6 protein-coding genes are annotated in these 9,232 nt (G+C 72.6%); 1 reads left to right on the forward strand and 5 read right to left on the reverse strand.

Going from position 1 to position 9,232, the window contains the following annotated elements; translation table 11 throughout:
- Positions 1 to 39: 39 nt before the first annotated feature.
- Positions 40 to 1,362: an AI-2E family transporter gene (locus AC3ET4_RS22245; RefSeq protein ID WP_431952095.1), complete on the forward strand. Its 1,323-nt coding sequence runs from the start codon at positions 40 to 42 to the stop codon at positions 1,360 to 1,362.
- A 108-nt stretch (positions 1,363 to 1,470) separates the two neighbouring features.
- On the opposite strand, the gene AC3ET4_RS22250 is transcribed toward AC3ET4_RS22245, so the two are convergent.
- The 5 genes from AC3ET4_RS22250 to AC3ET4_RS22270 all read right to left on the reverse strand — a co-directional run bounded on the left by AC3ET4_RS22250 (position 1,471) and on the right by AC3ET4_RS22270 (position 8,848).
- Positions 1,471 to 3,864, reverse strand: coding sequence for an FtsX-like permease family protein (locus tag AC3ET4_RS22250; RefSeq protein ID WP_431952097.1), 2,394 nt, complete (start codon positions 3,862 to 3,864; stop codon positions 1,471 to 1,473).
- On the reverse strand, positions 3,861 to 4,547 hold the full coding sequence (locus AC3ET4_RS22255; protein ID WP_431952099.1) for an ABC transporter ATP-binding protein: 687 nt from the start codon (positions 4,545 to 4,547) through the stop codon (positions 3,861 to 3,863). The genes AC3ET4_RS22250 and AC3ET4_RS22255 overlap by 4 nt, the downstream gene beginning before the upstream one ends.
- A complete protein-coding gene (locus tag AC3ET4_RS22260) occupies positions 4,544 to 5,068 on the reverse strand; it encodes a PadR family transcriptional regulator (RefSeq protein WP_431952101.1) in 525 nt (174 codons plus the stop codon). Before AC3ET4_RS22260 ends, AC3ET4_RS22255 begins: the two co-directional genes overlap by 4 nt.
- 174 nt (positions 5,069 to 5,242) lie before the next feature.
- The gene (locus tag AC3ET4_RS22265; RefSeq protein ID WP_431952103.1) at positions 5,243 to 6,691 is read right to left on the reverse strand and encodes a catalase; all 1,449 of its coding nucleotides are present in this window, start codon (positions 6,689 to 6,691) and stop codon (positions 5,243 to 5,245) included.
- 162 nt (positions 6,692 to 6,853) lie between these two features.
- Positions 6,854 to 8,848, reverse strand: a complete 1,995-nt coding sequence (locus tag AC3ET4_RS22270; protein ID WP_431952109.1) for a SpoIIE family protein phosphatase — start codon at positions 8,846 to 8,848, stop codon at positions 6,854 to 6,856.
- Positions 8,849 to 9,232: the final 384 nt, after the last annotated feature.

Below are 9,232 nucleotides of genomic sequence, written 5' to 3' on the forward strand. Positions count from 1 at the left end.
GAGGACGGATGACCGGGGGGCGGGGGGACAGGGGACGTGATGTCGGAGAAGCGCCCATGGGGCAGCGGGCTGGCGGCCGAGCTGGCCAAGCTCGCGGGAAGGCTGGAGGAACAGCGCCGGGCCGCGGCCGAGAGCGCCCGCGAGGAGGCCCGCCGCCAGGAGGAGGAGCAACGCGCGCGCCGGCACGCGCCGCGTCCGTCGGGCCCGGGCGACCCGGTCGCCCAGGTGCCGTGGAGCATGCGGGTCGCGGCCGAACTCGGCTGGCGGCTGCTGGTGCTGGCCGGCACCGTCTGGGTGCTGATGCGGGTGATCGGCACCATACAGCTGGTCGTCCTGGCCTTCGTCGCCGCGCTCCTGATCACCGCGCTGCTGCAGCCCTTCGTGGGCCGGCTGAAGCGGATGGGGGTGCCGCGCGGCCTCGCCACGGCCATCGTCTTCATCGGCGGCTTCGTGATGATGGGCCTGGTCGGCTGGTTCGTGGTCTGGCAGGTCATGGAGAACATCGACAACCTCTCCACCAGCCTGCAGGACGGCATCGCCGAGCTGAAGCGCTGGCTGCTCAACAGCCCGTTCCATGTGACCGACGACCAGATCAACCAGATCGCCAAGAACCTCCAGGAGGCGATCGGCACCAACTCCAAGGCGCTGACCGACGCCGGGCTGCAGGGCGTCACCGTCGTCGTGGAGATGCTCACCGGCATCCTGCTGGCCATGTTCAGCACGCTGTTCCTGCTCTACGACGGCCGGAACATCTGGAACTGGTTCCTGAAGCTCTTCCCCGTGGCAGCCCGCGACGGGCTCGGCGGCGCGGGCCCGAGGGCGTGGCGCACGCTCACCCTCTACGTGCGCGGCACGGTGATAGTGGCCCTGATCGACGCCATCTTCATCGGCATCGGCATCTTCTTCCTCGGGGTGCCGATGGCCGTTCCGCTGGCCGTCATCATCTTCCTGGCGGCGTTCGTGCCGCTGGTGGGCGCGGTCGCCTCGGGCGCCATCGCCATGGTGGTGGCGCTGGTGACGGAGGGGCCGTTCACCGCGCTGATGGTGCTGGCGGTGGTCCTGCTGGTGCAGCAGATCGAGGGCCACATCCTGCAGCCGTTCATCCTGGGCCGCGCGGTGCGGGTGCACCCGCTCGGGGTGATCCTGGCGGTGGCGGCCGGTTCGCTCGTCGCCGGGATCGGCGGCGCGGTCGTCTCCGTACCGCTGGTGGCCGTGACCAACACCGTCGTCGGCTATCTGCGGGCCCACGCCCGGGAGTCGGCGATGGCCGACGAGCCCGCCCCGCACGGCTCGACGGTCGCCGAGGTGGCGCCGGTCGGCGCGGCCGGGCTTCCCGACGCCACCCCGGGGGAGCCCGTCTGACCGCCCGTTACCCCGGCCCTCGGGGGCCGGGGTACGAGGCCGCTCGAGGCTGCGTCGGTACGGTTCGCCCGCCGACGGCCGCGGCCCGGTGGCCGCGGCCGTCCCCGGTCACTCCGTCCGCAGGCCGTCCGGGCGCATCATCCGCCACAGCGGCGGCATGGCCAGCAGGGTCACCAGCAGGACGACCCCCGCGGCGATGCCGCTCATCGTGGCGATGCTGCCCCAGGCGAGGTGCAGCGGCTCGCCGACCATTTTCAGCAGGGCGGCGCCCAGCCCGGCGCCGCCGAGGACGGCCAGGGCCATACCGAGCGCGACCGGGAGCGCGGTCTGCCACAGCACGGACAGTCCGAGCACCGAGCGCCGCGTGCCGAAGGCGACCAGGACCGCCAGCAGCTTCCTGCGCTCGCGCAGCTGCTCCAGCATCGACACCAGCAGGCTCGCGCCGATCAGGGCCAGGGTGGCGGCAGCGCCGACGAGCAGACCGCGCCGGATGTTGACGAACTTCGAGTTCTCCGTCGTCGACTCGAGCGGGAAGACGTTGGCCGACGGATCGAGGCGCGCCGTGGTGTTGCGGATCTGCTCGAACGCGTCCGGCGTGTGCGGGTCCGTCCGGAGCATGACCTTCACCCCCGGGGCGTGCAGCGATGCCGCGTCCAGGGCCGCGGGGGTGGCCAGGACCCCCGACTCGTAGTCTCCGTCCGGCGCGATGATCGAGGTCACCTTGCGGGCGCCGGCCGGCACGGTCCACAGACGAGGCGTGCCGGTGTAGTGCTCCCCCCGCGGCACGTTGAGGTCGATCGGGCGACCGGGCCGCACGAACGTGTCGGCGTCGCCGACGGCATGCGGGTCGTCGGCGAGGAACACGTCGCCGTCCGCGCAGCCGTCACGGAGGTCCACCAGCTCGCGCAGGGTGGCGCAGTCGGCCACCACGACCGGCACGAAGCGCAGGTCGGCCGTCGACTTCCTGGTGGAGGAGTCCGCCGGCACGGCGTCCGAGGAGAGGATGGTGAGCGCGTCCCGCACGCCCGGGGTGGCGGCGAACGCCTGCTCGACCCGGTGGCCCTCGGCTCCGCTCGCGATGCTCACGCTGGCGACCATCTGCGCCCGGTCCGGATCCTTGCCGGAGTCCGTGACGAACTGGCTCTGCACGCCGGAGAAAAGGGTCTGCAGGGCGATCGCCCCGGCCACCGCGGCCGTCACGCCGCTGACCATGCGGGCTGAGGCACTGCTGTGGAGCTGGATCCGGCGGGTGGCCAGCTGCCACGCCACAGGGCCGCCGCGGAGCCGGCCGACGGCCGACTCGACCACCCAGGGCAGCAGGGCGGTGAGCCCCACGAGCAGCAGGACCACGCCGGCGGTCACCTGGTACGCGTTGACCTCGGCCTCGGTGCTGATCGCGCCGAACAGCGGCGCGAGAAGCGCGAGGCCGGCCAGCGGGATCAGCAGCCGCCACCAAAGGCGACGCGGTCGGGCCGTGGCGTTGCGTACGACGCCGAGTGGCTCGATGGCGATGCCGCGCATGGCCAGCAGGGTGACCGCGACCGCCGCCGCCGGCACCGCCAGGGCCACGAGCAGGGCGAAACCGAGGCTCGGGGTGATGTCGGAGGGGTAGACGCTGATGTCGTACAGCGTCACGTCGGTTGCGAACTGCCGGGCGCCCAGGAACAGCGCGGCACCGACGGCGAGTCCGAGCAGCGAGCCGAACAGCGCCTCTCCGGCCGCGACCCTCCGGGTCATCCGGCTGTCCGCGCCGACCAGCCGCAGTGCGGCCAGCCGCCGGTCGCGGCGTTCGCCGCCGAAGCGGACGGCGCTGCCGATGAAGACGCCCACCGGGAGCAGCAGCACCACGAAGATGATGATCACCAGCAGGGAGAGCACGCCCCCGAGCGGTTCCGGCTTGGCGGCGCCGCGTCCGAAGTACGGGATGCGGGTGGCGTTGCCCGTCGCGCCGTCGGCGGACCGCGCGACGAGCTTGTCGCTGCCCGCGTAGTACGCCATCTCGGCGGGGCCGACCAGGCCCTGGTCGCCGATGAGGCCGATGATCCGGTAGTGCAGGCGTTCGCGCAGCAGCTTGCTGCCGGGCTGGTCGAGCAGTTTCTTCAGGGCGGGGGAGACGACCATCTCGCCGGGGGCGGGCATCTTCGCGACACCGGGCGGCAGCGCGGGCCGGTCGCCGTCGGCCTTGAGGAGCACGCCCCGGATCTCGTCGTCGCGGAAGGCGGTGTCGGCCGGCGCGAACAGCACGGTGCTCGCGCTCACCTTGGGCGGCGCGTTGAACCAGGAGTAGTCCCGCTCGTAGCCGCGGTCGGTGCGGGCGCCCAGCATGGCCGGGACGGAGGCGGCCACCAGCAGCAGTGCCACGCCGAGGCCGACGCCGACGGTGGTCAGCGCGGTGCGGGTCCAGCCCTCGCGGCCGCCGGTGGCGGCGAAGCGGAAGCCCAGGCTCACGTCGCGGACCCAGCCGGACAGCGTGCCGCCCCGGGTGGCGGTTCCGGAACTCATGCCGTCCTCTCGAGGTGGCGGGACTTGCCGTCGCGGACGACGATCTCGCGGTCGGAGTAGGCGGCGACGCGTGCTTCGTGGGTGACGAGGACGACGGCGGCGTCGGTGTCGCGGGCGGCGTCGGTGAGCATGTGCATCACGCGTTCGCCGTTGAGGGAGTCGAGGGCGCCGGTGGGTTCGTCGGCGAAGACGACGCGGGGGCCGGTGACCAGTGCGCGGGCGACGGCGACGCGTTGGCCCTGGCCGCCGGAGATCTCGCCGGGGCGTTTGGCGGCGAGGTCCTCGACCTGGAGGCGGGCCAGCCATTCGGCTGCGCGGTTTTCGGCATCCTTGCGGCGGGTGCCGTTCAGCCGCAGCGGCAGGGCGACGTTCTCGACGCAGGTGAGCTCGGGGACGAGCTGGCCGAACTGGAAGACGAAGCCGAAGTCGCCGCGGCGCAGTTCGCTGCGTTCGGCGTCGCTCATGGCGGTCAGGTCGCGGCCGCGGTAGAGCACCTGGCCGGAGTCGGGGCGGACGATGCCGGCCAGGCAGTGCAGCAGGGTGGACTTGCCGGAGCCGGAGGGTCCCATGATGGCGACGACCTCCCCGGCGCGTATGGCGAAGTCGGCGCCGTCGAGGGCGGGGGTGGGGCCGTACGCCTTGTGCAGGCCGACGGCTTCCATCAGGTTCTCCGGGGTGCTCATTCGGCTACCTCCGCCGCGAGTCGGTCGAGGCGGGCGGCGGTGAGTTCCAGCCACCGCAGGTCCGCTTCGAGGTGGAACAGGGCGTGGTCGCAGATGAGCTGGTCCGCGAAGTCGCCGTGCCGTTTGCGTTCGGTCAGGTCCCGCATCAGCCGCAGGTGCTCGGACCGCTGGGTGTCGAGCAGGTCGGCGGCGCTGCGCCCGGTGAGCAGGGCGAGGACGACCTTGGTGTAGAGGGTGTTCTGCAGGTAGGGCTCGGGCTTCTCCGGCTGCCCGAGCCATTTCTCGACGTCGGTGATCCCGGCTTCGGTGATCGCGTACCGCTTGCGATCGGGGCCGCCGCCGGCCTCGATGCCGTCGATCTCGACCAGGCCGTGCTTCAGCAGCCGGGCCATCGTCGAGTAGACCTGGCCGTAGTGCAGCGGGCGGTCGTGGCCGAATCTGTCGTCGAAGGCCCGCTTCAAGTCGTATCCGTGGCGCGGGCCTGACTCCAGCAGTCCCAGCAAGGTGTGGCCGATGCTCATGGCAGGGAACTCTACACGGCACGTATACATGCAGCGTATAGATCATGGAAGTGGTGACGGGACCGTGACAGAACCCCGGCCTGAGCTGGGATCTTTCTCATCCGGGCGCGATGCAGCCCCGGGGCACGGACGGACATCACGTGCACCGGGGCTGCGGCTGTGGGGAGGCGCGGCCTACCGGCCGTTGACGTTGGCGGCGATGCGGTCGCCGACCTCCTTGTCGATGGCGCGCCAGTACTCCACCGCGCGGGCCAGGACGGGGGCGCTGACCCCGTTCCTGAGGTGGCCCGACACATTGGAGACCAGCCGGTCGCGGGCGGCGTCGTCCAGGACCTGGCGGACCATCGTCCCGGCCTGGCCGAAGTCGTCGTCCTCGCGGTGCAGCTTGTACGGCTCGTGCACCATGTTCCCCGCCACCTCCCAGCCGGCCGGGTCGCCGAAGCGCCGGATGTCGGCCTCGGGCCCGCCGAAGGAGTTCGGCGCGTACGGCGCGGCCGTGCGCGACGGCTCGTAGCGCATCGGCCCGTCCTTGGCGTACGAGCGCACCTCGGTGTGGGCCCGGTTCGGCGGCAGCTGCGCGTAGTTGGGACCGATCCGGTAGCGGTGGGTGTCGGCGTACGAGAAGAGCCGGCCGAGGAGCATCTTGTCCGGGGAGGGGCCGATGCCGGGCACCATGTTGCTGGGCTCGAAGGCGGCCTGCTCGATGTGGATGAAGTAGTCCTCGGGGTTCTTGTCCAAGGTCATCCGGCCGACCTCGATCAGCGGGTAGTCGCCGTGCGGCCACACCTTGGTGAGGTCGAAGGGGTTGAACCGGTAGTCGGCCGCGTCGTCGAACGGCATGATCTGCATGTACAGCGTCCACGAGGGGTGGTCCCCGCGCTCGATGGCCTGGTACAGGTCACGGCGGTGCAGATCGCCGTCGGCGCCCGCGTAATGGTCGGCCTCCTCCTGGGTGAGGAAGTCGATCCCCTGGTCGGTCTTGAAGTGGTACTTGACCCAGAACCGCTCGCCGCCGCCGTTGACCCACATGTACGTGTGCGAGCTGTAGCCGTTCATGTGGCGGTACGACTTGGGTACGCCGCGGTCGCCCATCAGCCAGGTGACCATGTGGGCCGACTCCGGGGACAGCGTCCAGAAGTCCCACTGCATGTTGTTGTCGCGCAGCGAGCTGTCACGGCGGCGCTTCTGGCTGCGGATGAAGTCCTGGAACTTCATCGGGTCGCGTACGAAGAAGATCGGCGTGTTGTTGCCGACCATGTCGTAGTTGCCGTACTCGGTGTAGAACTTCAGCGCGAACCCGCGCGGGTCGCGCCAGGTGTCGGGGCTGCCCAGCTCTCCGGCGACCGTCGAGAAGCGGGCCAGCATCTGCGTGCGGCGTCCCGGCTGGAAGAGGTCGGCCTTGGTGAACTGGCTGACGTCGTTGGTCACCTCGAAGAAGCCGTAGGCGCCCGATCCCTTGGCGTGCACCACGCGTTCCGGGACCCGCTCGCGGTTGAACTGCGCCATCTTCTCGATCAGGTAGTGGTCCTGGAGGAGGATGGGGCCGTCCGAGCCCACCGTGAGCGAGTGAGCGTCGCTCTCCACCGGGATACCGGCGTTGTTGGTGGTGTAGGGAGTGCTCATGTCGTGGTGTCCTCCCGTCGATCTTCGGAAGAGTCCGTCGGGGGCTCCTGGTCGCTAACGACCACACAAACACTGAATCACCGGCTCGGCACGCCGGAAAACGGCATCACGCCATGTATCTGGACAATGTCCAGAAATGAAACGTGTATGGAGACGGTGAGCTCACCGGTCGTGACCCTCCGGAATGCCCATCTCGAACCAGACGACCTTTCCGGCGCTCAGCCGGGTCGCCCCCCAGCGCTGCGCCATCCGGTTGACGAGGTAGAGCCCGCGCCCGTCCTCGTCCTGCGGCTGGGCGTGGCGCATCCGCGGCAGCGTCGGGGCGTCGTCGCCCACCTCGCAGCGCAGCACGTCGGTGCGCAGCAGCCGCAGCGTGATGGGGCGCTCGGCGTACCGCACCGCATTGGTGACCACCTCGCTGACCAGCAGCTCCGCCGCCTCGGCCAGCGGCTGCAGCTTCCAGCGGCCGAGCGCCTGGCGCACCAGCCGCCGGGCCCGGCCGGCCGTCTGCGCCCGCGGCTCCAGGAACCAGTAGGCGACGTCGCGCGGCGCGATGCCGTCGAAGCGGGCGGCCAGAAGCGCGATGTCGTCGTCCCGGTCGCCCGGCCCGACGATCTCCAGTACCTCGTCGCACAGCGGATCGAGCGGCGGCGGGCAGATGGCCGCCGCCGCCGAGTGCAGCCGCTCACGCAGCATCTCGATGCCGCCCCACACGTCACGGGTGCGGGACTCCACCAGCCCGTCGGTGTAGAGCAGCAGCGTCGCCCCGGCCGGGGCGGGCAGCTCCACGGCCTCGAAGGGCACGCCGCCCACGCCGATCGGCGCGCCCGGCGGCACGCGCAGCACCTCGGCCACGCCGTCGGCGTGCAGCAGCACCGGCGGGGGATGGCCCGCGTTGGCGATGGTGACCCGGTGCGCTATGGGGTCGTAGACCGCGTAGATGCAGGTGGCCATGCGGTCCTGGCCGAGCCGCTGGGCCTGCTCGTCCAGGTGGTACAGCACCTCCTGCGGGGACAGGTCCAGGCCCGCCAGGGTCTGCACGGTGGTCCGCAGCTGCCCCATGATCGCCGCCGAGGTCATGGAGTGGCCCATGACGTCGCCGACCACCAGCGCCACCCGGCTGCCCGGCAGCGGGATCGCGTCGTACCAGTCGCCGCCGACCCGGGCCGACTGGGCGGCCGGAAGGTAGCGGCTGGCCAGCCGCACCCCGGTGGGCTCGGGCAGGGAGTCCGGCAGCATCTCGCGCTGCAGGGAGTCGGCGATGGACGCCTCGCGGTCGTAGAGCAGGGCCTTGTCCACGCCGAGCGCGGTGTGGGTGGCCAGCTGCGCCGCGATCAGCAGGTCGTCCGGTTCGAACGGGGCGCGCTCGGGACGGCGCAGCAGCACCGTCGCGCCGATCACCCGGCGGCGGCCGCGCAGCGGCGCCAGGATCGCCCGCCGCCCGGTGGGAAGCTCCAGCGTCTCGCCGGACTCGCCGTCGCCGAGGCCTCCGACGAGCTCACGGAGGGCCGCCGTGGACTGCGCGGTGTCGGAGAACACCGGACGCACTCCGCGCAGCACCTCGGCCAGCCGCCCGTCCATGGGGACGCGCACGACCTCGGCGGCCGAGCCGTAGGCGCCCTCCGTGGCGGGGACGACCGGCATGAGCAGGCCCCCCACCGGCTCCGGGGCGTCCTCGTCCGGCACCCGGTCGGCGCGCCGCAGCCGCAGCACGAGCGGACCGGAGGGGATCTCGTCGCCCACCGGCAGCGGATCGCGCAGGTAGACCAGGATCGCGTCGGCGAAGACGGGCACCGCGGACCGGCACAGGCCCAGCACGATCTCGTCCAGGTCGAGGCCGCGGGCGATGCGGCGGGTGGCGGCGCCGACGTAGCGCAGCCGCTCGGTGTCCGCCGCTCCCGCCCGCCCGCGGCTCTGCGGGCCGATCTTCTTCGGCGGCGGACCCCCGGCGGTGTCCTCGTCGACGGGGTGGCCGCCGACCTGGCCTCCGCGGCCGCTCTGCCGGCCCGCCGGCCTGGAGGAGGGCAGCGCCGTGTCGGGGGTGCGCTGCCGGGCCCGCGGCTCCCCGCCCTGTGGCGCGGGGCCGGGGACGCCCGGCAGGCCCGGGGTCCCGCCGTCCGCGGTGGACCGGCGGCCGGGTTCCACGGGGGCGGCCATGGCGGTGGCCGCCCGACGGTCGCGGCTCGCGGAGCCGTTCCAGGACACGCCGCCGTCCGGGGCGCCGCCCGCGGCTGCGGCCATGCGCTGCCGTACCGTCCGCCGTCCGCCGTCACCGCCCGCGCGGGCGGCCGTCAGCTGTCCGCCGGCGACGATCCCCTCGCCGGCGACCACCCGGGCGGCCTGACGGTCCCGCACCTCGGAGGGCTGCCGCGCGGCACGTCCGCCGCGCGCCCGCCGGCCGCCGCCTCGGGGTTTGGCGGGCGCCGGCGCGGCGGAGCCGGGCTTGGCGGAGCCGGGCTTGGCGGAGCCGGGCTTGGCGGACGCGGGGACCTGCGCGGAGGCGTCGGCAGGGCTCTGACGCTGCGTCGGCGGGGGGGGGGG

The organism is Actinacidiphila sp. bgisy167, assembly GCF_057707665.1.

Bases quoted from the DNA above. Each gene is read 5' to 3' on its own strand.
- AC3ET4_RS22265 (WP_431952103.1), bottom strand. From the start codon at position 6,691: ATGAGCACTCCCTACACCACCAACAACGCCGGTATCCCGGTGGAGAGC.
- AC3ET4_RS22250 (WP_431952097.1), bottom strand. From the start codon at position 3,864: ATGAGTTCCGGAACCGCCACCCGGGGCGGCACGCTGTCCGGCTGGGTC.
- AC3ET4_RS22260 (WP_431952101.1), bottom strand. From the start codon at position 5,068: ATGAGCATCGGCCACACCTTGCTGGGACTGCTGGAGTCAGGCCCGCGC.
- AC3ET4_RS22255 (WP_431952099.1), bottom strand. From the start codon at position 4,547: ATGAGCACCCCGGAGAACCTGATGGAAGCCGTCGGCCTGCACAAGGCG.
- AC3ET4_RS22245 (WP_431952095.1), top strand. From the start codon at position 40: ATGTCGGAGAAGCGCCCATGGGGCAGCGGGCTGGCGGCCGAGCTGGCC.
- AC3ET4_RS22270 (WP_431952109.1), bottom strand. From the start codon at position 8,848: ATGGCCGCCCCCGTGGAACCCGGCCGCCGGTCCACCGCGGACGGCGGG.